Source organism: Tetzosporium hominis (genome assembly GCF_002265435.1).
GTDB lineage: Bacteria > Bacillota > Bacilli > Bacillales_A > Planococcaceae > Chryseomicrobium > Chryseomicrobium hominis.
This window is the reverse complement of sequence record NZ_NOKQ01000217.1, coordinates 14,272-36,809: the sequence shown is the minus strand read 5'-3', so window position 1 is coordinate 36,809 and position 22,538 is coordinate 14,272. Positions and strand designations below refer to the sequence as shown.

31 protein-coding genes and 1 pseudogene are annotated in these 22,538 nt (G+C 42.1%); 8 read left to right on the top strand and 24 right to left on the bottom strand.

Annotated features, from left to right (window positions below; genetic code table 11):
• The first annotated feature begins 129 nt into the window (after positions 1-129).
• Positions 130-297, top strand: coding sequence for a hypothetical protein (locus CF394_RS15790; RefSeq protein ID WP_165767516.1), 168 nt, complete (start codon positions 130-132; stop codon positions 295-297).
• On the opposite strand, the gene CF394_RS08730 is transcribed toward CF394_RS15790, so the two are convergent.
• Genes CF394_RS08730 through CF394_RS08715 form a run of 4 tightly spaced genes read right to left on the bottom strand, consistent with a single transcriptional unit; the run spans position 279 to position 3,080 of the window.
• On the bottom strand, positions 279-755 hold the full coding sequence (locus CF394_RS08730) for a VanZ family protein (protein ID WP_165767515.1): 477 nt from the start codon (positions 753-755) through the stop codon (positions 279-281). The two genes, CF394_RS15790 and CF394_RS08730, sit on opposite strands and share 19 nt — an antisense overlap.
• The gene (gene dsdA / locus CF394_RS08725; RefSeq protein WP_094943022.1) at positions 752-2,071 is read right to left on the bottom strand and encodes a D-serine ammonia-lyase; all 1,320 of its coding nucleotides are present in this window, start codon (positions 2,069-2,071) and stop codon (positions 752-754) included. The genes CF394_RS08730 and dsdA overlap by 4 nt, the downstream gene beginning before the upstream one ends.
• Before the next feature lie 24 nt (positions 2,072-2,095).
• A complete protein-coding gene (locus CF394_RS08720; protein WP_165767514.1) occupies positions 2,096-2,506 on the bottom strand; it encodes a DUF4181 domain-containing protein in 411 nt (136 codons plus the stop codon).
• A gap of 22 nt (positions 2,507-2,528) precedes the next feature.
• A complete protein-coding gene (locus tag CF394_RS08715) occupies positions 2,529-3,080 on the bottom strand; it encodes a hypothetical protein (protein ID WP_094943019.1) in 552 nt (183 codons plus the stop codon).
• Between the two features lie 130 nt (positions 3,081-3,210).
• On the opposite strand from CF394_RS08715, the gene CF394_RS08710 reads away from it, so the two are divergent.
• The gene (locus CF394_RS08710; protein ID WP_094943017.1) at positions 3,211-3,573 is read left to right on the top strand and encodes a VOC family protein; all 363 of its coding nucleotides are present in this window, start codon (positions 3,211-3,213) and stop codon (positions 3,571-3,573) included.
• A gap of 13 nt (positions 3,574-3,586) precedes the next feature.
• On the opposite strand, the gene CF394_RS08705 is transcribed toward CF394_RS08710, so the two are convergent.
• The 11 genes from CF394_RS08705 to CF394_RS08655 form a co-directional block, all read right to left on the bottom strand.
• Positions 3,587-3,925 carry a hypothetical protein gene (locus CF394_RS08705; protein ID WP_094943016.1) on the bottom strand — a complete coding sequence of 113 codons (339 nt, stop codon included), beginning with the start codon at positions 3,923-3,925 and terminating at the stop codon, positions 3,587-3,589.
• 146 nt (positions 3,926-4,071) lie between these two features.
• Positions 4,072-4,428 carry a hypothetical protein gene (locus CF394_RS08700; protein WP_094943014.1) on the bottom strand — a complete coding sequence of 119 codons (357 nt, stop codon included), beginning with the start codon at positions 4,426-4,428 and terminating at the stop codon, positions 4,072-4,074.
• 132 nt (positions 4,429-4,560) lie between these two features.
• Complete coding sequence (locus CF394_RS08695; protein WP_094943013.1) at positions 4,561-4,791, bottom strand: hypothetical protein; 231 nt, start codon at positions 4,789-4,791, stop codon at positions 4,561-4,563.
• A gap of 133 nt (positions 4,792-4,924) precedes the next feature.
• Positions 4,925-5,218 (bottom strand): DUF2087 domain-containing protein, encoded by a 294-nt coding sequence (locus CF394_RS08690; protein WP_094943011.1) that lies wholly within the window; start codon positions 5,216-5,218, stop codon positions 4,925-4,927.
• 40 nt (positions 5,219-5,258) lie between these two features.
• A complete protein-coding gene (locus CF394_RS08685) occupies positions 5,259-5,768 on the bottom strand; it encodes a GNAT family N-acetyltransferase (protein ID WP_094943010.1) in 510 nt (169 codons plus the stop codon).
• An 11-nt stretch (positions 5,769-5,779) separates the two neighbouring features.
• Positions 5,780-6,019 carry a DUF3953 domain-containing protein gene (locus CF394_RS08680; protein WP_094943008.1) on the bottom strand — a complete coding sequence of 80 codons (240 nt, stop codon included), beginning with the start codon at positions 6,017-6,019 and terminating at the stop codon, positions 5,780-5,782.
• Positions 6,019-6,483: a hypothetical protein gene (locus tag CF394_RS08675; RefSeq protein WP_094943007.1), complete on the bottom strand. Its 465-nt coding sequence runs from the start codon at positions 6,481-6,483 to the stop codon at positions 6,019-6,021. Before CF394_RS08675 ends, CF394_RS08680 begins: the two co-directional genes overlap by 1 nt.
• The gene (locus CF394_RS08670) at positions 6,480-6,869 is read right to left on the bottom strand and encodes a hypothetical protein (RefSeq protein WP_094943005.1); all 390 of its coding nucleotides are present in this window, start codon (positions 6,867-6,869) and stop codon (positions 6,480-6,482) included. The genes CF394_RS08675 and CF394_RS08670 overlap by 4 nt, the downstream gene beginning before the upstream one ends.
• A gap of 13 nt (positions 6,870-6,882) precedes the next feature.
• Positions 6,883-7,086 (bottom strand): zinc ribbon domain-containing protein, encoded by a 204-nt coding sequence (locus tag CF394_RS08665; protein ID WP_094943004.1) that lies wholly within the window; start codon positions 7,084-7,086, stop codon positions 6,883-6,885.
• Between the two features lie 86 nt (positions 7,087-7,172).
• The gene (locus CF394_RS08660; protein WP_165767513.1) at positions 7,173-8,135 is read right to left on the bottom strand and encodes a DUF1835 domain-containing protein; all 963 of its coding nucleotides are present in this window, start codon (positions 8,133-8,135) and stop codon (positions 7,173-7,175) included.
• A 10-nt stretch (positions 8,136-8,145) separates the two neighbouring features.
• Positions 8,146-8,853: a DNA alkylation repair protein gene (locus tag CF394_RS08655; RefSeq protein ID WP_094943261.1), complete on the bottom strand. Its 708-nt coding sequence runs from the start codon at positions 8,851-8,853 to the stop codon at positions 8,146-8,148.
• A 160-nt stretch (positions 8,854-9,013) separates the two neighbouring features.
• On the opposite strand from CF394_RS08655, the gene CF394_RS08650 reads away from it, so the two are divergent.
• Both CF394_RS08650 and CF394_RS08645 read left to right on the top strand, forming a co-directional pair.
• Positions 9,014-9,931, top strand: coding sequence for a carbon-nitrogen hydrolase family protein (locus CF394_RS08650; protein WP_094943000.1), 918 nt, complete (start codon positions 9,014-9,016; stop codon positions 9,929-9,931).
• 24 nt (positions 9,932-9,955) lie between these two features.
• Positions 9,956-10,624, top strand: coding sequence for a GNAT family acetyltransferase (locus tag CF394_RS08645; RefSeq protein WP_094942999.1), 669 nt, complete (start codon positions 9,956-9,958; stop codon positions 10,622-10,624).
• Between the two features lie 51 nt (positions 10,625-10,675).
• Here CF394_RS08645 and CF394_RS08640 read toward each other — a convergent pair whose 3' ends face one another.
• Positions 10,676-11,611, bottom strand: coding sequence for a ring-cleaving dioxygenase (locus tag CF394_RS08640; protein ID WP_094942997.1), 936 nt, complete (start codon positions 11,609-11,611; stop codon positions 10,676-10,678).
• Between the two features lie 458 nt (positions 11,612-12,069).
• Here CF394_RS08640 and CF394_RS08635 point away from each other — a divergent pair, with 458 nt between their 5' ends.
• Entirely contained in the window at positions 12,070-12,705 is a 636-nt protein-coding gene (locus CF394_RS08635; RefSeq protein ID WP_094942996.1) for a pentapeptide repeat-containing protein, read from the top strand.
• Here CF394_RS08635 and CF394_RS08630 read toward each other — a convergent pair.
• Positions 12,702-13,349, bottom strand: coding sequence for an NAD(P)H-binding protein (locus CF394_RS08630; protein ID WP_094942994.1), 648 nt, complete (start codon positions 13,347-13,349; stop codon positions 12,702-12,704). The two genes, CF394_RS08635 and CF394_RS08630, sit on opposite strands and share 4 nt — an antisense overlap.
• Positions 13,350-13,576: 227 nt before the next feature.
• Here CF394_RS08630 and CF394_RS08625 point away from each other — a divergent pair, with 227 nt between their 5' ends.
• Positions 13,577-13,858 carry a hypothetical protein gene (locus CF394_RS08625; protein WP_094942993.1) on the top strand — a complete coding sequence of 94 codons (282 nt, stop codon included), beginning with the start codon at positions 13,577-13,579 and terminating at the stop codon, positions 13,856-13,858.
• 15 nt (positions 13,859-13,873) lie between these two features.
• Here the strand turns inward: CF394_RS08625 and CF394_RS08620 are convergent, their stop codons facing one another.
• Entirely contained in the window at positions 13,874-14,311 is a 438-nt protein-coding gene (locus tag CF394_RS08620; protein WP_094942991.1) for a disulfide oxidoreductase, read from the bottom strand.
• Position 14,312: 1 nt separating this feature from the next.
• Entirely contained in the window at positions 14,313-14,996 is a 684-nt protein-coding gene (locus tag CF394_RS08615) for a DsbA family protein (protein ID WP_094942989.1), read from the bottom strand.
• Between the two features lie 68 nt (positions 14,997-15,064).
• Between CF394_RS08615 and CF394_RS16165 the strand changes: the two genes are divergently transcribed.
• Both CF394_RS16165 and CF394_RS08605 read left to right on the top strand, forming a co-directional pair.
• The gene (locus tag CF394_RS16165) at positions 15,065-15,337 is read left to right on the top strand and encodes a ZinT/AdcA family metal-binding protein (RefSeq protein WP_094942988.1); all 273 of its coding nucleotides are present in this window, start codon (positions 15,065-15,067) and stop codon (positions 15,335-15,337) included.
• 401 nt (positions 15,338-15,738) lie between these two features.
• A complete protein-coding gene (locus tag CF394_RS08605) occupies positions 15,739-16,983 on the top strand; it encodes a Fic family protein (RefSeq protein WP_094942986.1) in 1,245 nt (414 codons plus the stop codon).
• A gap of 31 nt (positions 16,984-17,014) precedes the next feature.
• Here CF394_RS08605 and CF394_RS08600 read toward each other — a convergent pair whose 3' ends face one another.
• The 5 genes and pseudogenes from CF394_RS08600 to CF394_RS08580 all read right to left on the bottom strand — a co-directional run bounded on the left by CF394_RS08600 (position 17,015) and on the right by CF394_RS08580 (position 22,518).
• Positions 17,015-17,467, bottom strand: a complete 453-nt coding sequence (locus CF394_RS08600) for a hypothetical protein (protein ID WP_094942985.1) — start codon at positions 17,465-17,467, stop codon at positions 17,015-17,017.
• Positions 17,468-17,665, bottom strand: a complete 198-nt coding sequence (locus CF394_RS08595) for a hypothetical protein (RefSeq protein WP_094942983.1) — start codon at positions 17,663-17,665, stop codon at positions 17,468-17,470. It lies immediately after the preceding gene.
• A gap of 532 nt (positions 17,666-18,197) precedes the next feature.
• Positions 18,198-18,629: pseudogene (locus CF394_RS16215) on the bottom strand (SMI1/KNR4 family protein); the annotation flags it as partial.
• Between the two features lie 174 nt (positions 18,630-18,803).
• Positions 18,804-19,112: a hypothetical protein gene (locus CF394_RS08585; protein ID WP_094942980.1), complete on the bottom strand. Its 309-nt coding sequence runs from the start codon at positions 19,110-19,112 to the stop codon at positions 18,804-18,806.
• A gap of 229 nt (positions 19,113-19,341) precedes the next feature.
• Positions 19,342-22,518 carry a type I restriction endonuclease subunit R gene (locus tag CF394_RS08580; RefSeq protein ID WP_094942979.1) on the bottom strand — a complete coding sequence of 1,059 codons (3,177 nt, stop codon included), beginning with the start codon at positions 22,516-22,518 and terminating at the stop codon, positions 19,342-19,344.
• Positions 22,519-22,538 lie beyond the last annotated feature (20 nt).

Sequence of the window (22,538 nt, the reverse complement as noted above, 5' to 3'; positions counted from 1 at the left end):
CCTTTCTCTTTATACTTTTCGAGAAAACAGCTCAACTTCCTTGTAGGGTTTGTGGCGAAAATCTGAACATTTTGAAACTTTTTCCATTGCAAGCCGTATATGTATCAAACAAGAGAGGTGTGGAAACTTATGTGGATATTCTTTGGATTTGCTGCATTTGCTCTAGGTTTAGCCTTTGTCACGGATAAGAAAAACAAAATTAACCGCTCGCACCACAGCCCAATCAATTCAAACGCCAAACCCGGTGAAGACAGTAACTACACTATGGGTGACAACCACTATACACACGGTTCATAACGCTTAAACAGCCGAGCTCCTATCATAAAAATACCCCATCCTAGTAGAGCGCTCGGTACATTCAAGATGAAATCGTCCACATCAAAGCTCCCACGTGCAGTGAGGAGCTGGGCGACTTCAAGTACAAACAGACAACTCACGAATACTAAAAGAAACGGTCCGACCTTCCGTAAACGTTTGAACAGAAACGGAAGAAAGAAGCCAAATGGTGTGAAAGCAATCATATTTCCTCCAAGATTCCGCACAATGATATCGGTGTTCATCGTGCCGTTATGATACGCCTCTACATAAGAGCCAATTGTTTCGAACAGAACAAAATTACTCATATACTGAAGTTTCTCTTGGAACGAATAGCCCTGCGCCATCCCTCCAAACCGCGAAACAACAAACATCAACGTCAGAAGAACAACCAGATACAGACTAAATCCGATCCAGCCAATCACTTTGTTATACCTCATTTTTTTCTCCAGTCTGAATAAAGAGAGGCTGCCTTTTGCAGATATTCCTCTCGCATAGGTTCCGGCACCATGCCCCCACCTGTAGCCCATACGAGATGCGTCGCTTGGCTGTGCTTCCCGTGCACTTCTTCAACCTGATACGCTCCAGGCATTCCCGCAAACGCAGAAGGTTCCAGGAAAATGCCTTCCGCTTCATGGAACATGTGCATCATATGGAATAACGTCTCATCGGAAACTGTCAAACAGCCACTCATGAACGGTTTCATGACCTTCCCAACAAATCCAGAGGCTCGTCCTACAGCTAAGCCGTCCGCTTCTGTCCGATTGTCTAACCCAATATCTTCAACGGCAATCTGATCATGTAAGTCCGTAATCAGTCCGAGCGTCATACAAGGCGAAGAGGTAGGTTCTGCAAAGTAACAGTGCACAGCATCTCCAAACGCAAGCTTCAACCCAAATGCTACACCGCCGGGACCACCACCTACTCCACATGGTAAATACACATGAAGGGGATGCTCTCCATCCACAATAATCCCTTGCTCTTGCAGCTGCGCTTTCAGGCGAACACCAGCAACCGCATAACCAAGAAACAAGTCAGTCGAGTTTTCATCATCAATAAAGTGACAGTTCGGGTCTCCTGCCGCCTGCTCTCGTCCTCTCTCAACAGCCAGACTGTAATCTGACGCATATTCGATAACTTCAACACCTTTTTCACGAAGCAACTCTTTCTTCCACTGCTTCGCATCCGCCGACATATGTACGGTCACATGAAACCCAAGTTTGGCACTGATGATGCCAATACTCAGCCCGAGATTCCCAGTTGAACCTACCGCAATCGTATAGTTCGAGAAGAAGTTGCGAAATTCTTCAGAATCAAGTTTTTCATAATTCTCATCTGGCTGAAGTAATCCTGAATTAAGCGCAAGAGTCTCTGTATGTTTGATCACTTCATAGATGCCACCTCGCGCTTTAATAGATCCTGAAATCGGAAGATGGCTATCAAACTTCATGGCGAGTTGTCCTTGGAGTTCGACTTGGTAATACTCATTCAATGCTTGCTGCATCTTTGGTATGTATGCAATCTCAGATTCGATAAACCCATTTGATTCTCTAGTCTCCGGAAACGCTCTTGCGAAATACGGAGCAAAGCGCTGTAATCTGGCTTCTGCGTCTTCGACATCAGCAGCTGTTAATAATGCTGATGACAAAGCGACTTCTGCTGGCATTCTCTCTCCATTGATCCATAAGACTTCCTGCTTGTTTACAAGGCTTTCGATGATGGGAAACTTTTCTATTAAATGTGCGTGAGTGGTCATGAAAATTACCTACCTTCTTAGGAGTTATAGAAAGGGAACTTCAAAATAGTTTATAAAAACTAAAATCATTAGAGCAAGTATACCAACTGCACCCAATAAGTGAATCAGGTTCGCCTTATATAATCCTCGATGCTCAGCGTACTTCCATTGCATACCTATCTTCAAAAGTTCATCTATTCCAATAAAGACAGGAGGGAACAAGAATAGACCTAGAGCAGGCTCCGTATCTTGATTAGCAATCGCAAAGTTAATACTAATCGATCCGATAACAAATGCAGCTAGCAATCCATAATGGAGATATCTATGGGATTTTGTATAATATTTATTAGACTGTCTCATGGGAACTTGAAAGTAGCGATACACTCCCCATTGCAATAAAAAGATAGCTCCGATTGCTAGAAATCCCATCAAAAAGGGATACCAGTAATTGTCCATTGTCATTCCCCCTCTCTTTCCACTATTCTTCCATCGGGCGTTCCTCGAAAGTTAAATCGTGAGCCAAAGCTGTTTTATAGATCGCACTTCGTTTTTCAAAATGCAATTGAGGGCTGTCTTGAATAATGACGGCTTCTCCCTCTTTCGTAATGAATTGATACTGTCCTGGTTCATCTAAACCGTATTCGTAAATGACTGCATCGAAATCTTCCATAGCGTACTGTTGTTTGTCTAGATAGTCTCTCACTGTAATGTATTCAGGATGAATGATGACATAGCTAAGCGTTGAAAAAGCGAAAAATCCGATGGCTCCTGCTATAAGGAGCGCGCTTGCTAAGTAGGTCTGTTTTGAACGTCTGAAAGCAAGTAACAGCAGTGTCCCAATAATTAAAATAAATCCAATCGTCAATAACAAATGATTTTTGGAAGGCGCAAGGACTACTATTTGACTTGGATCGTAAAACAGACTCTGTGTAATAGTGATGGGGACAAATAAGATGACAATCGGAGCAAATAATCCAACGATGATGGCCCAAACAGTGAAGATGGCACGAGGTGACTTTTCATGAAGCATAGATTTCCCCTCCCAGTTTATGTATGATTATTTTACGTTTTAAAGCTTCAATAGTTTCAATTAATGGAAGTATTTTCATACCTGAATTTATTTTGTTATGAGATACTACAACTACAAAGGGGGACTGTTCATGATTTTAGGGTTGCACCATGCTCAAATCACAATTCCATCTGGCACGGAACAACAAGCGAAAACCTTTTACTGTGAAGTGCTGGAACTGAAAGAACTACCCAAACCGGAAACTCTTCAAGGACGAGGTGGTTTTTGGCTGGAGGTTGGAACTCAAGAAGTTCATGTGGGAACAGAGGATGGGTTTGACCGCAACTCTACAAAAGGTCATCTCGCTTATTTGGTTACAGATATCAAGTACTGGAAGGATCGATTAGAAGCGGAATCAATTGAGGTTCTCACAGGTATTCCTATTCCAGGATATGACCGTTTTGAATTCCGAGATCCTTTTGGAAATCGCGTGGAGATGATTCAGAAGCTATAAAAGTAGACCTCCTTTATTTTTGAAGGAGGTCTTTTGATGGTCGGGAAGTTCGAAATGAGTACTGTATCAAAACGAACAGGCTGATCACACTGACAATCCAAAAGACGCCAGCTAGGCCGAGCTGTAACGAGTTCTCTTCAGAAGCCATCGGTGCGGGCGATTCTCCTGATAACGTGTTGAATAGAAAGTAAAATCCTAATGCGGAAGATAGGAGATAACTCAGAAACAAACTCGCTGAGAATCCGCTAACCGCCTTCTTTCTCCATTTAAAAACAATCCAAATAGCAAATAGAACGGAAATTCCATAAACAATTCCTTGTGCCAATGGTAAGAACTCTTCTTCTAAAGGCATTACGACTCCCCCTTTTCTTCAGTATACTTTGATTGTATTTTTTCCACAGGTACCAACGGAAATTTTCTATTTTACTTTCGTCTTAAGATATTTTCCTGGTAAAAGAGAAAAGGCCTTCCCCCTAACATCGAGTTGGCCTTTGAACTTCACCGCATAATAAACAAAGTCTGTTCTACATATTCTTGCTTTCGTTTATCCAAGATAGGCTCTCCTCGCCAATAAATACGAACACGCTCTCCAAACTTATAAGATGATCCCAATTTCTCGTTCACAATGGGAAGTGCAAAGTGTTGCCCGTCTCTAGAGCGAGCCGCTTTTTTTAAAGCTTCTTCTTTCTGCTCTTCTGTCAATGGAAAAAGAGGGTCTAAAGGCAGCTGCACTACTTTCACATATCCATCATCGGTCTTTACAACATAACCGCTTGAAACGTTTTGGCTAAATACCCACAACACAGTTGACACTAAGGTAATAAGAACTCCGAACACAATGAATTGTAGTCGCATAGGTTCACCCATCCCCACTAAAATTAAGTAGAGTATATCATGACTTTTGAATTATGTGAACAGAATTTTCTTACAATTAAATCCTCCTATTAGACAAAATAAAAAGGCGCAACTAAGCGCCCAAGCTGGTACCTATAATGCTGAGATTTCCATTCCCAATACGAAGACTCCTAGGATGACAATAAACATATAAAACAAGAACGCGCCTTTTCGCTTCTCGTTTTGTGCCATGTACGCATTGACCGCAAATAGGGCCATGATTAATAAGGTCGAGAGAATCCCGATATAGGGGTTTTCTGTAATAAAGTTGGCGATGATGCTAAGGAGAGCTAGCACTCCAATAACTATGGATAGTTTTTGCACGTTTTCCACCTCTTTGATATGTATATATCTTTTACGTGTGAAATACAGAAAAGTTTCGTAACTAATATGCCCGGTAAGGTTATTCATTAATTATCCTAAATATAAATAAGCACCAGGCTTCGTGCCTGACGCTTTAGTGTTTCATCCAGTATTCAGAACCGTCGTTGTTGCGGTCAAAAAATCCATATTCAATCAAATAGCGACGCAAGGATACATAATCTGCATGGACCCCTTTTAACACTTCATTGATTTCTTTTTCCGTATACCTTTTTGTTTGATCGAATCTTTTCACGATATGCTGCAAGAGAATAATCTTCCGCTTCTCTTTGCTGGGAATCGTCTCGATTTTTCCATCAAGCCCATCCTTAAAATAATTTCCTAGAATCTTTTCTGTTTCACTCTCTGTGATTATGTGGCTTTGATCCAATTATGTTGCCCCCTTCTAAATCCCTTGTTGAATAAAGCTTTCAGATTTCTTTCACGAATTTACTCATGATGACGTCATCAACATATGTACCGTCCGCCAATTTGTATTCTTTGAGCTTTCGTCCTTCTTCGACGAATCCTAACTTTTCATAAAGAGCTATAGCTCGAGTGTTAGTTGCAAACGTGAAAAGAGATACCTTCTCAATTTCCGGATGTTGCTGAGCCCATTGTAATAGATACTGAACAAGTTCAGTGCCCAGTCCCTTACCTCGACTCTCGTCTCGGAGCATGACGCCAAATTTCCCCGTATGCCTTGTCTTGAAACGGCCATCGGTCTGGAAGACCAACCAGCCGGCCACTTCACCCACTTCTTCAGCCACAATTAAAAGTTCATTTGGATTGTTTTGTTTTTGCTGAATCCATTCGCGTTGTCCTTCAATTGTCTGCTTGAATTCGCCAAACGTTGAGACGAAATAGATGTCTTCTTGTAAAACTTCTTTTTGAATGTGCAGCATGGCTTCTGCATCTTTCACTTCTGCTAAACGAATCATTGGTCCCTCACTTATAAAATAGCATTTACAAAATCTGAATCTAGAAACATGATAAGGACAGCTACAGCCACTATAATCATTAAGCCTGCTAAATACTTCCTTTCATTTTTCCACTCATCGTATGCCGAGAATCCCCAGACAAAGACCATGGCTCCAAGAAACACAGTATAGTAAATTGAATTATCTAAAGTCCAGTATAGAATCACTGCTAAAATCGCTATGGCTCCGCTAACTACTCGAATGACTCCCATCACGGCCCCATCTCCCCTATTTCACCAGTTTCAGGATCCACCAAGTACGTTATTTCCGGGTTATTCGTTGCTACCCGGTAAGCTGCACGCTCCATTACGTCTTTATCCCATAACAAGTATGTCTCGTCAGCTAACACATGAATGCCTGTTTGCTTTTCTACTAAATCTTCAGCTTCACTATATGTGTACTCCGGTTGAAGAACTGGTAATAGCACAATCATCAGCAAAGCAAAAGAAACGATGATTCCATAATGCCTCCAAATAAAACGAGAATCTCTCTTCCACCAAGCCCATAGTAAGCCTCCAAGTAGAAGAAAGGCGAGAATATATGGATTAAGATAGTAGTTACTCAGCATTCCGAAAAATAAGAACGGAGCTGAAGCATGATAAAAATACTCACTCAAGAAGAAAAGTAAAATCGCCGTGACACTATAAACTAGAATCGCTATAATTGAAGGTCTCATTTATATACCGCCGAGTCACTTTTTTTATAGAATTGGGTATTAGTAAGCACCCAGTCCACTCCGAAAAACAACAGACTGTACGATACACCCGAAACCAGAGCAAGTGTCCACACATCAAGCGACGCTTGTGTCACGACGCCAAATACTGCACTCATGATTAGTCCTGCTACACCGTGCCCCACCGCTGCTGCAAGGGGACGAGAAGCTCTCTTTTGAATGAAGGACGAAATCGGTATTCCCCCTAAAAAAACGAATGGTGCAGCGTACATGGAAATCACGAGTCCGATTGTGAAATAATCAGATTGCCAAGTAGTAAATACAAGCGGCATCACAAAGAATCCGAGAATGACAGTCAATACAGCGGCTTCGAGTTTTCTGTTCAACACGAATTCATCCCCCTTATCCGAAAAACAGATCGAGGACGTTCGACCCTCGCGCTGCTTGTTTGTTGTAGAACTCCGAGTAACCACAGTTCTTGCAGTAGACGACTAAAAATTGATTGTGTTGAATATCAAACATCTTCGACAATCCCGTTCCTGTAGTCGCCACCTCTTTCTGTGCAGCATTCGTACTCCCACATTTCATACATCCCTGTTGTTTCATTGAAATCCATCCTCTCCACAAGTGTTTTCTAATTATACGAAAAACTTGTAGAGAAGTTTCAGGAATTTCCAATTTATCCAGTCAATCTATACGTGTTTCAGTCGAACGCTATAGCGACCCATCTCTTTTGGAGAGCCTTGAAGTTCTAGAATGCCTTCCATAACAAGATGTAACAAACGTGATTCAATAAATGAATCTCCCAATTGATATCCTTTACGTCCGTATACTTCTCCTACAATACGCGCTGCTTTAACAAAACTATCATACTTACTTTGTTCTTTTACAACTTCAACTATGAAGGAATCGAGAGCCGTCTCATCAAATTCTTGAATCACACCATTCTCAAATAAGCGGACGTAGCTTTGCGTCTGAGAAAATCGATCCCAATTCTTCTCGATATCTCTTCGTTCCGTTGTAGTTAGCTCTTTAAACAATCCCGATGATTTGATTTCTTTGAGTTGATCAATCGACATTTCACCCGTATATATCGAGAGGGTTTGGGTATCAGCCGTATCAAATAGCCTTCTATAGACACACGTTGAATCTATAACGAAGATTGGGTTTTCTTTTCCGGCTAGTAACTTCACAAATAACTGTTTCGCTATCTGCTCTCCAGCGTGTTCTCCTGCCCAGATATAAATCGGAAAAGTACTTGGTATAGTTTCTAATGCAAGCAGAACGTTTTCCCATTGAAGAGAAAATCTCAGGTAGTCCTCCGTATCGAGGATACCTCCTAGCCATTCTTCTCTTCTTTTCAAACCTTCAAGACTTGGAATGTCTGAAAGGGGCCCGATAGCCAAATTGTCTCCTAGGGCAATCACTTTTCCCTCTGGAAAAGCAATGGTCAATCCTCCCCCAGCACTTAGGCCGAATACTAGATGAATCTCTGTAACTTTTTCCTGTTGTTTTTTTGTAAAAATACTCAATACTTCTTCTAATGCGTCCCTTAGTTGAATCGGTTCCCCTAAACTTGTTAGATAGAGATACTGGAGAGCTTCCTGACTTTGCTCTTCAGACAATTGTTTGATTTTATTTAGTAATTCTCGCATGAGTTCCTCCTTAACAACGCACATAGCGCCTTTTAAATCCTAGCTTTCCACGACTCATCCACTTTTCAATAGAAGCAGTAGCATCTAGAACAGCCGGTTTTTTACCAAGTCGCTCCATCTCGATTTGGCCGATTTCTCTTGCGGTCTCAATAGCTTTCTCATGAAGAGGCAAGAACGAAATGGCAACAGTGTACACAAAGTTGTTCATCGAAGACTGCGCTCGTGGGGGAGCCGAATGAATCGTCATTTTCACAAGATCGAGCAGTCGATGGATCTTCGCTAAATCGAATTCTTCGTCTTTGCGGTTACCGAGGAGCCAGCAATAGGTGCTCCACCCTGCCGAGCGCTTTAGCTCTTCACCACTTTCAATCCAGCGGTCTGCCACTTGCTGTGCGATAGGAGCTTCGGATAATGTGACGGCCACCACATAATCCGATAGCATATAGAAATAAGCAGCCTCGATCCATCGGTCAAAGTCTTCTTCAGTCATCGCTTCTGGGTCGGCAATAACTCCAGCAAAGTACATCGCATCGTAGTTACCCGTCGCGTATAGTTCTTCTGCTAGAGGTTGATTGCGTTTGATGGCTTTGGCCATCGGCTTCATCGCACCTGTAGCCACTCCGAAAAGTGGTTCTTGTGCTCCATTTCCTAAGTAAAGCTTTTTCGTTCGTTCCGTACCAAGTGTCTCGAGTTCTTTCATGACTTGTTGAAATTCCATTTGCTGAACCTCCTCTAAACTCTTTTCTTCAAGCATACCGAAAGCTTCCAAAAATGTCTTAGAAATTTCAAGTTTTTTTGATTTACAAATGATGCAATTATGGTATTCTTTTCTCATTGCGCTTTCCGAGCGAAACACTTGTACAAGGGGGTTTTTCATCATGAAACTTCGGGTTTCTGCTGTTCAATATCATCTTCACACCATCCAAAACTTTCAACAGTTTGCTGACCAAGTGACGCACTATGTCAAAACAGCGGCTGAATTCAATACAGAGTTCATCTTATTCCCTGAGTTCGTGACGACCCAGTTGTTGTCGATTTCAGAGACGGGTCAAGGCCAACCGATCCAAAACCTGGCACTTTATACAGACGCATACCGCGAGCTGTTCTCTAACTTAGCAGTCGAGCATGGGGTCTACATTATTGGCGGAACACATGTGACACAAAAAGGCGACAAGCTCTATAATGTGGCGCACCTCTTTTCGCCAGATGGTCATATCGGCGAGCAAGCGAAACTTCATCTAACACCAACAGAAGTTGAAGAATGGGGCATCACACCAGGTGAGTCTCTTCGTATCTTTGAAACGCCAAAAGGCAAGATTGCGATGATTACTTGCTACGATATCGAGTTCCCTGAAGTCGTTCGCATGGCTCGTGGTATGGGAGCAGACGTTGTCTTCTCTCCTTCGTGTACAGACGACCGTCACGGCTTCAACCGAGTTCGCTACACAAGTCATGCACGGACGATTGAAAATCAAATCTATGTTGTCACAACAGGAACAGTCGGCTCTCTTCCAACCGTAGATTTCATGCGTGGCAACTTTGGTGAGGCTGCAGTCATCACACCAAACGACGTTCCCTTCCCTCAAGACGGCATTCTAGTCAAAGGCGAAATCAACAATGACATGGTCATCACAGCGGACCTGGACCTCTCTCTACTTTATGAAGTCCGTGAACACGGTTCTGTGACCACATGGAGAGACCGTCGCTTTGACTTGTATCCGGACCTCGGGAAAGTCGAAACAGAAACATTGCCAACACCAGAATGGTTAAAAGCCGATCGCAGCGTGCGCGTTTAATTTGGAGACTAGGAGTGAAGTAGAATGAACTATGTACAAATCACTGGAATCAACGATCCGTTATTTCCTAAGATGCATAAATTAATGCAAGACGTCTTCCCTGCAGAAGAGGTTCTAGAATTTTCTCTGTGGGAAGGTCCACTACAAGACCCAACCATTCGGATGTTCGTCGCTGTTGAAGGAGATGAAGTGGTCGGTGCTACAGAATACCGCTTCTATCCAGACCGCAAACTTTCGATGACCGATTTCACGTTGATTGGTAAGGAAGGTATGGGGGTTGGCCCATTCTTAGCTCAAAAGCGTAACGAAGATTTACAACAACTTTCAAAAGAGCATGGGATTCAGTTACAAGGTGTATTCGCCGAAATCTATGACCCGTACCGTGCAGCTCGCCATGACTTTGGCGGCCTGCAAGCCATGAATCCATTTGTCCGTCGTGAAGTTCTAGCTCACCTCGGCTTCAAACGTCTCGATTTCTCTTATGTCCATCCTTCTTGGACAAATGAAGGCGACGCCGTAACCGAACTTGATTTCTGTTTCTTACCACTTGTTGAGACAGAGGCTCTTTCCGGCGAAGCGATTGCAGACTTTTTAACAATGTATTACGGAATTCTAAGCGAGAAGCCACAAGCTTGGCATGAGATGATTGCTGAATTACAAGCTACTGATAAAGTGAAATTACTCGCACTATAAAAACAAAACCTATCTTCCATTGAGTACTTGCTCAGGAAGATAGGTTTTTTATTAGGCCTGTGGGATGCGAATTGGAATCAGGCGCTGTTCGATTTGAGTACGGTATTGCTCGTAATGAGCAGGAAGCATCAATTGTTCTCCCATTGTCGCTTGAGATTCGTCATGAGCAAAGCCTGGTGGATCTGTAGCAATCTCAAATAAGATCTCGCCTGCTTCTCTGAAGTAGATTGCATCGAAGTATTGACGGTCTTTGATTTCTGTCACTTGCTCGCCTTTGTCATAGACATAACGCTGCCAGTCTTGATGATCTTCTGCATCTTTTGCACGCCAAGCGATATGGTGAACTGTTCCGACACCCATCTTGCCCACTTTACCCGTTACCATTTTCAAATCGACTGTATTGCCGATGGAAGCGGAAGAACGGAAGCGAATGTAGTCTCCTTCTTCTGCTATTTTTTCAAGTCCCATGACCTCTGTCAGCGTTCTCTCTGTAGCGATTGGGTTCGTCGAGTAGAGTGTAGCTCCAGCAAATCCTTTTATGGCGACTTCCGGAGTTACAGAACCAAAGGTCCAGTCGTTTTGCTCCCCTTCTTCTCGCTCAACTAGTTCGATGTGAAGTCCGTGCGGATCGTCAAATTGTAGGACGGTTTCGTTAAAGCGATTCGCTTTTTTGAATGAAATCGCCTGTGTTGCCAAGCGATTTACCCAGAACGGCATGCTGCCTGCCGGAATCGCATAGCTTGTCACGCCGACCTGCCCATCTCCAATCTGCCCTTGGTACGCCCCTACCCACGGAAAGAACGTGATGATGGATCCAGGTCGGCCGCCATCATTTCCAAAGTAGAGATGGTACGTTCCGGGGTCGTCGAAGTTTACAGTCTGTTTCACTAAACGAAGTCCTAAGACGCCTGCGTAGAAGTCAACATTCTCTTGTGGATGCCCGACGATTGCTGTGATGTGGTGAATGCCCGCTGTTTGTTTTTTCATACTTTTCTTCCTCTCCTGTTCTGTTGAGTTAAGTATAATCCTAAATTATCTCGAATTCAAGATAATTGCTTATATTGGAATTTTGTTGGCACGATTCACTCTTCTCGTGGCATGAGTCCATATTTTCATGGCACGATTCGTCCGGTGCTGGCACGATTCACTCTTCTCGTGGCACGAGTCCATACTTTCGTGGCACGATTCGTCCTGTGCTGGCACAATTCTCTCTTCTCGTGGCACGAGTCCATATTTTCATCATACGATTCGTCCATCATTAGCGGAATCAGGTTAAGGGTCGATTTGATCCGAAGAGGTTGTCGTGATTGATATTAAGGTTGTCGTGATTCGCCTAAAGGTTGTCGTGAACCGTCCCAAACTTGGCGCGATTCGTCTAAAACTTGTCGCGAATCCCCCGCCACCTATGCTACTCTGAGAAAAACGATATGAAATGAGATGAGATTATGGCCACACAAGCTCCACGATTCGCTGGAACTCTTTTAGAAACGACTCTTGCAGCTATTCCCTTACACGAAGACCCTGAAATTCTCCACGTCGAACTCTCAGATGAGAACTTGATTGAAGAAAAGTACCCGAGACTTCGAATCCAGAACAGCCTGTTCAAAAACTGTAGCTTCACAGACAGTGAATTCATACAAGCCGATTGGACGGACTGTCGCTTCGAGAATTGCGATTTCTCCAATGTGACGCTGACCAAAGGATCCTTTAATCGCGTCGAATTCGTTAACTGCCGAATGACCGGAATCGACTTTAGTGAATCGAGACTGTATGATGTGCGCTTTGATACTGGAGCGATGCCTTATGCATTGTTCAGCAATACAACTCTCAAGAATTCTGTATTAGAGAGTATCAAACTGGACTTCGCTCATTTTTATAAAGCGACGTTCGATGACGTGACTATTGTGAATTGCTCAATGGAAGATGTGACATTCGAGGAAACAAAATTAAAAGATATCGATTTGAGTAGTAATTCTTTTGAAATTATCAAAGTGGAGCTTGAGGATTTGCGAGGAGCAACGGTTTCGACCCACCAAGCGCTGCTGTTTGCAAGCCTGATGGGTCTGAAGATTAAAGATTAAGTTTGAGTTGGTGTTCGGACTTCATCACCGGTCCACACAGAAATGCCAGAGCGTTTTTGTTTGGCTGCCCGAATCATCGTGGCGGCCAATTCGCGTGTAGATAAAGGACGCTGGGATTTGAATAGTCCTACTTTGTTGAAAACTTGAATGACACGAAGTCCTACCTTTTCGCCTGTTCGGTCGCTGTCCCGTCGATCTAAGATAGGTGGCTGCAAGATCGTAATGGATTTGAACGGCAACTTTTTAACCGCTTCCTCCAGTTGTCCTTTCATTCGAGAGTAAAATACTCGAGACTTCGGATCCGCTCCAGTCGAAGAAACAAGCACATAGTTCGGGACGCCATTAGCGCTTGCCGCATCAGCGAATTGATACTGGTAGTCAAAGTCGACCTTCCATTGTTCATCTTGTGTGCCAGCTGCTTTGATTGTCGTACTAAGACATGAAAACAGGACATCTCCTTCAACTAAGCGGTGCCAGTGCTGCGGACGGTCGAAGTCAATCGTGTGGGTATGCAGCTTTTCGTGTTGCAAGGGTAAACTTCTTCGCACAAACAGAGTGACTTTCTCGAATTGCTCGTCATTCAGTAATTGTTCTACAAGATCTTTCCCGGTAGCGCCCGTAGCGCCGATGACCAGTGCATGCATGCCGGAATCCCCCATTCATCTACTTTTTCATTAGTATACGTCATCCTGCACCCGATGACATTTTTGAAACGTCAAACCTTTTACCAAGTAGACCGAGTGATCAAGAAATTCTCAGACCTTTTAATTGGTTAGGACCAAAATCATCTTGACGCAAATGCCTCTAATGGATATTGTTAACTAAAGATTCCATTTACAGACAGTTGCAAATGGCAACTGGGGAGGTTGCTATGCGCATCATTAGTTATGCATTACTTTTATCATTCGTTGCACACGTCCTCTATTTTTTAGGGATGATGGGCATCAGTCTATGGGAAATGTTCAGTTACATTCCGGCAGCAGTCGACAACTTCAGTACGTTCCGGTTCCTCTCCACCCAGTTCGGCTTTGCAGGAGTCGTTCATATTTCCATCTGGTTTTTGTTAGCTACGTACTTTGGACTAGCCGCATTAATTGCTCTTTTACTCTATCTTTATAGTCGTTATACAGAAAGAACCGCTGACTCCAATTAAGAGCAGCGGTTCTCTTTATGCTTTTTTCAGTTTGATGTGAAGAACGATCAACACAATAGACATCAACGTGAATGCAGTGAGTGCGAGAAACGGAATCGTCACAAACCCGAACCAGTTGATGTATTGGATGTTACAGGGAACGCCTTGAACACATGGTTTGATATCTGCAAAACCAGGTACTTTTTGAACTAAATAATGATAAAGCGAAATGGTGCCTCCGATGAGTGTCAGCGGCAACACATAGAGACGCATCCGCACATCGTTCGTGAACGCTGCGATACCTAGTAAGATCGTTAACGGATACATGAAGATTCGCTGAATCCAACACAATTCACACGGGACGAACTCTCTGATTTCGCTAAAGTACAAACTTCCAAGTGTAGCGGTCAATGAGACGACCCACGCGATATAAAGTGCATACGTTTCAAACCAAGAAGAACGAGTTTTTTCCATGTTACTTCTGTCCTTCCTCAATCAGTTTCGCAATCTGCTCGTAATCGAACGGGTCTTCTAAGAACACGCCGTTTACATAAACCGTTGGTGTGAAAGGAACATTAAATTCTTCTACTAGTTCATTATCACGAGTGACTTCTTGGACGATAGCTGAGTTTTCATCCGCCATATCTGCTTTCATCTTTTCAATGTCTACGCCAGGAGCTGTTTCAGCTACGATTTCTGCCATTTTGTCGATTGTCACCCAAGGCTTGTCATGCTCTTGTGTAGCCGGCTGTGCAGTATAGACCGCTTTACTGAATTCCCAGAAGTTTTCTGGATCTTGTTCGTAAACAGATTCTGATGCTAGCGCTCCAATTACGGACTCTTCTCCGTGGAACAATACGTTCACATAGCTCAAGTTGGCTTTTCCTGTGTCGATAAACTCTTCAGCAAGTTTTGGATACACAGTCTCTGTCCACTGCTTACAAGACGGACATTTGTAGTCACCGAACTCAACGATCTCGACTGGTGCGTCTGCATCACCAAGCATCGGCTGGCCTTCGGTTGGCGGATAGACACGTTCCGTATCTGCTGGAACGTCAGCAGTCTCTGTTTCTGTGTCACGGTTCATAAATAATACAACGCCAATGATGACAGCAAAAACTGCCAGCGTGGCTAAAATAATCTTTTGATTGGTTTTCATCATGGTGCCTCCTTACAGGTGGTACTCTCATTCTATCATAGGGTTACGAGGTATACAGTTACAAAAGTGTGACGGGAGCAGGTGAGCGGGTTGGGAAATTTAGAGCCCTTGAAGTTCGATTTCTTCATTCTACTCCCCCAAAACAAACAGACGAGAACTCAGAAGCCCCTGCGTATATCCAGTTCAGCGATCACATCATTACGGACAAGGTGTCTCATCACTACCACATTTACTTTGGTGACGACCGAGCTGCTCTTTTAGAAGAGCTTGAGAACTGGCCGACCTATTATCATTCGGATTTGACTGGTGAAGAGATTGCGGAAGAGATGATTGCCCATTAAGCGGCATTCTTTTAAGACGATCTTTGAGTTCGTCTTCATTCAAAAAAACCCATGGAGATTAGGTTCCATGGGTTTTTGTATTCAAAAAGCTATGTTGTATATAGAACGAAAAATTAGTATGTGCGACTACATTCCTCAAACTTCAATTAATTTATAGAATAAAAAAGGTGCTTATTCATTAGACTTATATCATCTAATTTGATGTATAAGTAAAATTCGCCGTCTTATTTCGTAGAGAAATTATGAATTATTGAATGTATTACTCAAATTAGCTATCTTTCGCGACGAGAAAACGTGAATAATTTGATATATAAGTAAAAAAACGAAGATTTTTAACTTGTTGCAGCTAAATAAATTCGCTATATTTAAAAAAACCGCTTTTTTTAAGGATGTGACTGTATATGAGCGACCAACATTTAAAACTCCAAAAGATTTTTCATATGTATGGATCTAATGCTGCTAGCGAAGCTTTATTATCTAGAAAACAGTCTCTTGCAGGATATACAACCAATTTAATTATTCATCCTTTTAACAAAGAGGGATTAGAGAAAACATCCTATCCGCTCTTTTATGTAGTGACTCCGGAGATCTTCCAGAAGCACACCTCCGTTCTACTAAACAGTTCTAAAATCACGAAACTCGTTACCCAACTCCCGAACTATATCATTGAACCTTACTTTCAGAAATTAATAATCAACGAAATGCAAAGTACCAATGAAATTGAAGGGGTAAGAAGTACAAGAAAAGAATTAAAAGAAGTATTAGCAAGGCTGCAGGAGAAGAATCCGAAAAATAAAAAGTTTCTTGGTATGGTGAAAACCTACAAGCATATTGATTCGATAGCTGAATTTAAAGAACTTAAAGATTTTCGTGAGTTGTATGATGACATGATTTCAGATGAAATTGATGACCATCACAAGGTAGATGGTGATCTTTTTCGCAAGGGTGAAGTATCCATAACTTCTGGCAGCAAAGTCACTCACTACGGGATTACTCCCGAATCTAAAATTAAAGAAATGCTAGAGCAGTTAATTATCTTTCTTGAAGACACTCGTCATCCCGAATTATTTAAGTATCTTATTGCTCATTATTATTATGAGTACATCCATCCTTTTTACGATGGAAACGGGCGCACAGGGAGATTGATCGTAGGAAGTTACATTGCAAGATATTTAGAAAGATATTCAGCCATCACTTTTTCATATACAGTGAATAAAAATAAACCTTTGTTCTACGAGTCTCTAGAAGAGGTTTCTAAGCCCTTAAATTTTGGCGAGACTACATTTTATCTAGAAAACATGCTAGACCTTTTGATTACTGGGCAGGAAAGTTTAATCGAAGATTTAGAACGCAATCTCTATTTAAAGAGACATATCGATAATCAATTTAAAAACCTTTCCCATCCAGATAGTTCTAATAAAGATCGTGTATTACATTATATGTTGACGTTTAGCGTCTTTTTCAAAGAAGATTTTGAAGTGACTCGAAAAGAATTACTGGAGTACTTTAATTTGAGTGAGCATAAGATGAAACCTGTCTTAGAAAACATGCTGGACGAAGAGAAAATAGAGATTGTTAAAAGAAATCCGTTATCTTATAAAGTCAACAAAGATTTTCTTAATCAGGTACTAGACTCCACACAATAAGCTTAGTGAATATAAAAAGAACCCATGGAGGCTAGTTTCCATGGGTTTCAAATAGTTCATACATGAACAAATTCAAATCATCCGTCTTGTTCTCAAAATACAGATTGGTGGCGTCAAGATGCAGCTTATCTGGTCCTACTTCTAAAATCACCTGCCGTTGGTCGTCTTCTAAGAAGAGACTATAGGTATATTCTTCAGGTTTAAACTTATTAAAAAACAGTCGGTTCAGCTGTTGAGATTTTAAAATTTCGGTAAGTCGTGTGCTTTCTTCCTCACTCAAACGATAAGTGAAGGAGTTTTCTTCTGATAAGTGCACAGAAGAAGTGACGCTAGCTCTTGAAATCGAGTAAAGGCCATCTTCTCTTAAAACATCCTCTAGGGTTTGATCCTGATTCGCAAAATATAAACTAGTTAATAGAATCACCAATGCGCTTGCTAAAACTAACGCTACTTTTTTTACCGATTGCCTACGATCATTCTGCATCTAGACATCCCCTATGTAAGATTTATAATAATTTCTTTGCTTTTCTTGAAAACACTCCGCAAAAACTAAAGCCAATCCACCAATGAGCAACAGAATATAAAATGTCGAACGGTCAATGAACAGATCAAATAAATAAAGGATTGCCACTAAAAACGCTATCAAACTAACCATCATAAGAATTTTTGAAACTGTTTTCATTTCTCTTCCTCCATCCTACTCCCTTTTCTTTCTCTCAAGTATAAATGAAGAGCAAATGGATGTATAACTTATTTTTGGTAGAAATAGCTAATGTAGTTAAAAAAGCTCCCAGGGAGTTTTTCTATATCAAGAGTACTTGAAACGAGAAATCCCTGGGAGCTTAAATTTCGTTTATATTAAATTTTCACTGATCAGCAAAGAACATATCGGCAAAATACTCGATCTCCTCGTCATTCCGGATAATGGTTACCATGTCACTAAGAACGCTAGAGGATATGATGCCCATCTCATTAAAGTGATTAGCAAAGTTTGCGGCTAATTGTTTAATTTCTAACGATGGCCTTTGAAGGAGAGCAAGTAGCTTCTGTTCAATAAATTGCTCGTTGCCCATTGTGTTTTCAAAAAGATAATTCATCGCTTGGATAACATCTTGATCATTATTTGTTGATAAAGCTGCTTCAAGTTCATCATGAGTTAGATGGAGACATTCCTCTTCAAAATCAATCTCTTCAAATTCTCTTTCTTCTAAGTAGAGTCCTTTTATAAAAGGTTTAAAGCTTCTAGCTATTTCAATGACCTGATTACTTTCCGCATCTATGTATAGAATCGGCGGTTCTTCATTTGTCTTTCTGTAATCAAGCGCCACCCATGAATGACCGTCCCCAGAGATTAAGACGATATCTTTTGGCAAGTCCCACTCTTGTATCAAATAGGCACTTTGCAAGATTCCTTTGTTTTCCGCTATACCGAAGAGATAATCTACATGGATATGATCCTCTGCCCAAGATGTCGGGACCTTAGTGGGGAAGGAATCGTAGTTGATATATCCACCATTCTGTGTTTTTAGAAGGTTTATATAAGACTTAGGTAACTTAACTTTCAAGTTTTCTTCCGCTTCTTTTACCATTTTATTTGTTAGCGGCGCTAACTGATACTCTTCAGTATCTTCTCTCCAGATTTTCATAAGAATATTTCACCTCCCAAAAGACAACTTCATTATTCTTAAACGAACCAATCAGTCTTTACAAATTTAAAATTTGTATATATCGTAATCCTAACAGAACCCACCACGCCTCTTAACAATGCGCACCAAGGTGGGTCGTTTTTTTATTACCCAAAAGGCTTCAAAATTACTTTCCTATTCCGCTAGATTAGATTGACGACTCGCTGACTTTCCTTTCTGTTCAATAAACAATGGCAAGGTATTGAGGATAATCGAAACCAGGGTGCCAAACCATAGTGCCCATTGATAATTGACGACTTCGCTAGCAGCGGACCAATCTTCTCTTGCTATCGAATCTGCTAATAAATTGATCTCTGCGCAAAGTGTAAGTGCAGTAAAGGATAAACCTGCCGCCATTGCGAACCGGTAGTCCTTTCCTCTAGAAAATGAATAGATATTGACCGTTGTAGCTAAGATGGCCAATACGGAAAATAGCAGCCACATTTTCATTTCCTCCATTCTGTTTATTTCAACTATTAATTCCTATTCTAATGTAGACGATTTACATTCTTCATAGTTCCTAAAAATGGAATTTTTTATCCATTAAAATTTTTGATTTAGTGTACAAATATATAAAGGAGTCATCTCAGGCTCAAATCTCTTCTATCAAATTTATCCTATTTACATGCAAAAAGGAGCCCATAATGGCTCCTCTACTCAATATTCTCTAAACCTATCTCAATTCCGCATCCAACGAAACAAGTACCTCATCTAATGTGCTGCGCCACTCGCGTTTTAATTGCGGTCCATATTTAAATGGAATAGCCCCAGGATGCACTTCTTTATATTTACCGAAGTCCTTACTATCGATGATGCCCCCGATATTTGGGATTGGATCGGCTCCAATTTGATATTGGACAGCTGAGGCGTGAAGTTCGCTTTCACTCACAAACCAAGTATTTCGGAACTCTCGAATGGCTTGGTCATAAGCCTGTGTGAAGAAGCGACGCTTTAGACTAAAGATGTCTTCAGAAGGATCTACTTCTTTTGCATCGATGGCATTCAATATTTCGTTGTAAACAGCTTTCACCGCGTCTGATTTCTTTAACTTTTGAAGTGCTTTTTCAATCTCTAAACGGATGTCCTGATTGTTGGCTGAGTAATCGCCTAATAATTTATCGATATACGTGGAATCGATATCGTAGAGCTTGATGGCATTTCCAGAGAAGAACTCAATTTCCGAGAAATCTGGTGTCTCTCCCTCTCCTGGACTTTCACCAGGTGGATCACTCTCATTAATCAGTGAGCCCTTAACTGTGTTATAGACTCCAGCCGTCTCTGCAATCACTTGGACCTGCTCTTGCAATGCTTTAGACGAGGCGATGTCATCATTGTAGTCATCGTACGTGACGAGTGCTTCAAACGAATTGTTGAGCTCTTGAAACGAAATGACATAATCAATACGATCTTCAATCGGCGAATGTTCATTGATGTCCGGTACTCTGTCAGCTATCTCTTTAAAAGCTTTGTGAGCCTTTTTGAAACGCTTTAATGACTCTTCATAAGTCGGATACACTAGACCAGTCTCTGTATTTTCATTCGAGTAAAGTCTTGTCGCATCCTCCACGTTCTTCTCCATTGTAGCCGGTTTTCGGAACGTCACAATGAGCCCCTTCGTCTTTCCTGGATACGTTCGATTCGTTCGAGAGAAAGCCTGGATCAAGTTCGCGTAACTCAAGTTGCGATCAACAAATAAGGTTTGGACAGTCGGTGCATCGAAACCTGTCAGCAAGCGGTCTACAACGATGACAAGGTCGACTTGCTTCCCGAATTGCTTGAACTCCGCTCGTTTGCGTGCCAGTCGATTGTTAATATCTCCGTTATAACGCTCGATATCTTCAAGTGACCATGCCGTCTTATAATAGTCATTGTAGTCCTTGATGATCTGGCGCATCTCGTCCTGCTTATCTTTCGCATCCTCTTCATTTTCTTGAAGAGAGTAGGTGATGGCGATACGTGGGAAATCAGGATCTTCAATCGTACGTCCTTTGCGAATCGGTTGTCCTGCAAACTCGCTCTCCATCCAGTTCGGGTCCTTCGTCATCGCTTTGATAGCATGATAATAGCGTTTCGCCATATCAATAGAACTCGTCGTCAAGATGGCGGACTTTTGCGGGCGACCGTTCAAGAAATCGAACTTTGTATAGGCGTTGTCTGGACGCAAAATCTTATGAATCACTTTTTGGATATGGTCATCACTTTCATAGACAGTTGGTGCTATGTACGATTCTTTCTCGACATCATCCATCTCATCAATCTTCTTGTTCACCTGTTCATCTGTCAGATCCTCAAACGATTCGTGCTGACGAAGTTGTGTGAAGATATGATTGAATAAAGACGTTGGTTCGATAGTGCTTTCATGTTCGACTTGGAAGCCAAGAACTGATCCATCTTCTAGCGCGTTCTTGATCGTGTAGCTATGAAGGAGTTCACCGTATTGGTCTCGTGTCGTACGTGCGAGCTGCCCTTTAGCTTGCTTCTTATTTTCATTGAAGATTGGAGTACCCGTGAAGCCGAACCACGTCGATTTTGGGAAGAATCCTTTGATGACTTCCATCCCTTCCGAACTCAGTGCCCGGTGGCATTCGTCCACGATGAAGACAATATGTTGCCCCATCAGTTTCTTGAAACGATTGGTGCCACTCTTTTCTTCTTGTTGCTGTGCATAGCGAAGTGCGGCCTCAAGCTTCTGGCGCGTTGTGATGATCACGGTATTCGAGTTGGCATCAGAGAGTAGAGTTTCACTCAGTTTTCGTGAACTCTCTGTACCAACAATAAGGCTATTGGATTTGGCTGTTCCTGACGAAATGCCCGTATTGAACTCAGACGCAAACTTTGTAAACTCACTCGTTGTCTGGCTATCGAGGTCTTTACGGTCAATCAACATGATGGTCCGGTCGATGCCACTCTTTCTCGCAAGGAGCTTGGTCGACACGAAACTCGTCAGTGTCTTCCCGGAACCTGTCGCGTGCCAGACAAAACCAGACTCATGTTTATTGGCCGCTGTGAAAAGCGCTTCAATCGCATGAATCTGATACGGATGTAATACCATGAGTACTTTATTGTCTTGGTCTTCACTGACAATCGTATAGTTCGCAATGAGACGGTGGGCATCCGGAATGTTCAACACTTGTTTTACAAACTCATACAAATTCTCCACACGTCGATTGTCTGTTGTGCGCCAGCTGAAGATAAATTTCTCATGCATATCTTTTGGCATCGCATTGGCAAAGTAGCGTGTCGTCTGTTCATTCGAGATGACGAATAGTTGGAGTGTAGAGAAGATGTTGTTACGGAACAACCCTTCTTCTGCATACTTTTTGATCTGGTTGAATGCTTGGAACACACCATCTTTGGCATAAACCTGTTTCAACTCAATCTGAACGATGGGCAATCCATTGATCAAAAGCGTCACATCAAAACGACGGTCTCGTCCATCCTCATCTACTTTGCTCTTTGCAATCTGATGGACGACTTCATATGTTGAGATTCCTCCGCCAATGTCTTGGTTCGAATACAGAATCAATGACATCGAGCCGAGTGAAATATCCTCTCGCTCGATGGTAATCCGTGCAATCCCGTTCTCACCTTTCAACCATTTAGCTGCATCGAATGGTGTCTTTGTTTTCGTCAGAAGTTCCGTCTTGATTGTCTCGAACTCTTTATCTGTAATGGGATGCTCCCCAATCTCAGACAGATTGTTGCGCGTAATCTTATGGCGCAAGTTGTTCCAGAGGTCTTGTTCAGTCTTCAAATCTGGCCGGTAGTTCCACTGGTTGTGCCCCTCCCCTAAGACTTCAATCAATCGTCGTTCTACTTCCAGCTCGTCATTGTGAGCTAACTTCGTCATGGGATGTCCTCCTCCCTAAC

Bases quoted from the DNA above. Each gene is read 5' to 3' on its own strand.
- CF394_RS08715 (WP_094943019.1), bottom strand. From the start codon at position 3,080: ATGCTTCATGAAAAGTCACCTCGTGCCATCTTCACTGTTTGGGCCATC.
- CF394_RS08660 (WP_165767513.1), bottom strand. From the start codon at position 8,135: ATGCGAGAATTACTAAATAAAATCAAACAATTGTCTGAAGAGCAAAGT.
- CF394_RS08720 (WP_165767514.1), bottom strand. From the start codon at position 2,506: ATGGACAATTACTGGTATCCCTTTTTGATGGGATTTCTAGCAATCGGA.
- CF394_RS08605 (WP_094942986.1), top strand. From the start codon at position 15,739: ATGAGCGACCAACATTTAAAACTCCAAAAGATTTTTCATATGTATGGA.
- CF394_RS08650 (WP_094943000.1), top strand. From the start codon at position 9,014: ATGAAACTTCGGGTTTCTGCTGTTCAATATCATCTTCACACCATCCAA.
- CF394_RS08595 (WP_094942983.1), bottom strand. From the start codon at position 17,665: ATGAAAACAGTTTCAAAAATTCTTATGATGGTTAGTTTGATAGCGTTT.
- CF394_RS08630 (WP_094942994.1), bottom strand. From the start codon at position 13,349: ATGCATGCACTGGTCATCGGCGCTACGGGCGCTACCGGGAAAGATCTT.
- CF394_RS08615 (WP_094942989.1), bottom strand. From the start codon at position 14,996: ATGAAAACCAATCAAAAGATTATTTTAGCCACGCTGGCAGTTTTTGCT.
- CF394_RS08625 (WP_094942993.1), top strand. From the start codon at position 13,577: ATGCGCATCATTAGTTATGCATTACTTTTATCATTCGTTGCACACGTC.
- CF394_RS08645 (WP_094942999.1), top strand. From the start codon at position 9,956: ATGAACTATGTACAAATCACTGGAATCAACGATCCGTTATTTCCTAAG.
- CF394_RS08635 (WP_094942996.1), top strand. From the start codon at position 12,070: ATGGCCACACAAGCTCCACGATTCGCTGGAACTCTTTTAGAAACGACT.
- CF394_RS08600 (WP_094942985.1), bottom strand. From the start codon at position 17,467: ATGCAGAATGATCGTAGGCAATCGGTAAAAAAAGTAGCGTTAGTTTTA.
- CF394_RS08700 (WP_094943014.1), bottom strand. From the start codon at position 4,428: ATGCGACTACAATTCATTGTGTTCGGAGTTCTTATTACCTTAGTGTCA.
- dsdA (WP_094943022.1), bottom strand. From the start codon at position 2,071: ATGACCACTCACGCACATTTAATAGAAAAGTTTCCCATCATCGAAAGC.
- CF394_RS08675 (WP_094943007.1), bottom strand. From the start codon at position 6,483: ATGAGACCTTCAATTATAGCGATTCTAGTTTATAGTGTCACGGCGATT.
- CF394_RS08640 (WP_094942997.1), bottom strand. From the start codon at position 11,611: ATGAAAAAACAAACAGCGGGCATTCACCACATCACAGCAATCGTCGGG.
- CF394_RS08685 (WP_094943010.1), bottom strand. From the start codon at position 5,768: ATGATTCGTTTAGCAGAAGTGAAAGATGCAGAAGCCATGCTGCACATT.
- CF394_RS08580 (WP_094942979.1), bottom strand. From the start codon at position 22,518: ATGACGAAGTTAGCTCACAATGACGAGCTGGAAGTAGAACGACGATTG.
- CF394_RS08730 (WP_165767515.1), bottom strand. From the start codon at position 755: ATGAGGTATAACAAAGTGATTGGCTGGATCGGATTTAGTCTGTATCTG.
- CF394_RS15790 (WP_165767516.1), top strand. From the start codon at position 130: ATGTGGATATTCTTTGGATTTGCTGCATTTGCTCTAGGTTTAGCCTTT.
- CF394_RS08620 (WP_094942991.1), bottom strand. From the start codon at position 14,311: ATGGAAAAAACTCGTTCTTCTTGGTTTGAAACGTATGCACTTTATATC.
- CF394_RS08705 (WP_094943016.1), bottom strand. From the start codon at position 3,925: ATGCCTTTAGAAGAAGAGTTCTTACCATTGGCACAAGGAATTGTTTAT.
- CF394_RS08665 (WP_094943004.1), bottom strand. From the start codon at position 7,086: ATGAAACAACAGGGATGTATGAAATGTGGGAGTACGAATGCTGCACAG.
- CF394_RS08680 (WP_094943008.1), bottom strand. From the start codon at position 6,019: ATGGGAGTCATTCGAGTAGTTAGCGGAGCCATAGCGATTTTAGCAGTG.
- CF394_RS08585 (WP_094942980.1), bottom strand. From the start codon at position 19,112: ATGTGGCTGCTATTTTCCGTATTGGCCATCTTAGCTACAACGGTCAAT.
- CF394_RS08655 (WP_094943261.1), bottom strand. From the start codon at position 8,853: ATGGAATTTCAACAAGTCATGAAAGAACTCGAGACACTTGGTACGGAA.
- CF394_RS08710 (WP_094943017.1), top strand. From the start codon at position 3,211: ATGATTTTAGGGTTGCACCATGCTCAAATCACAATTCCATCTGGCACG.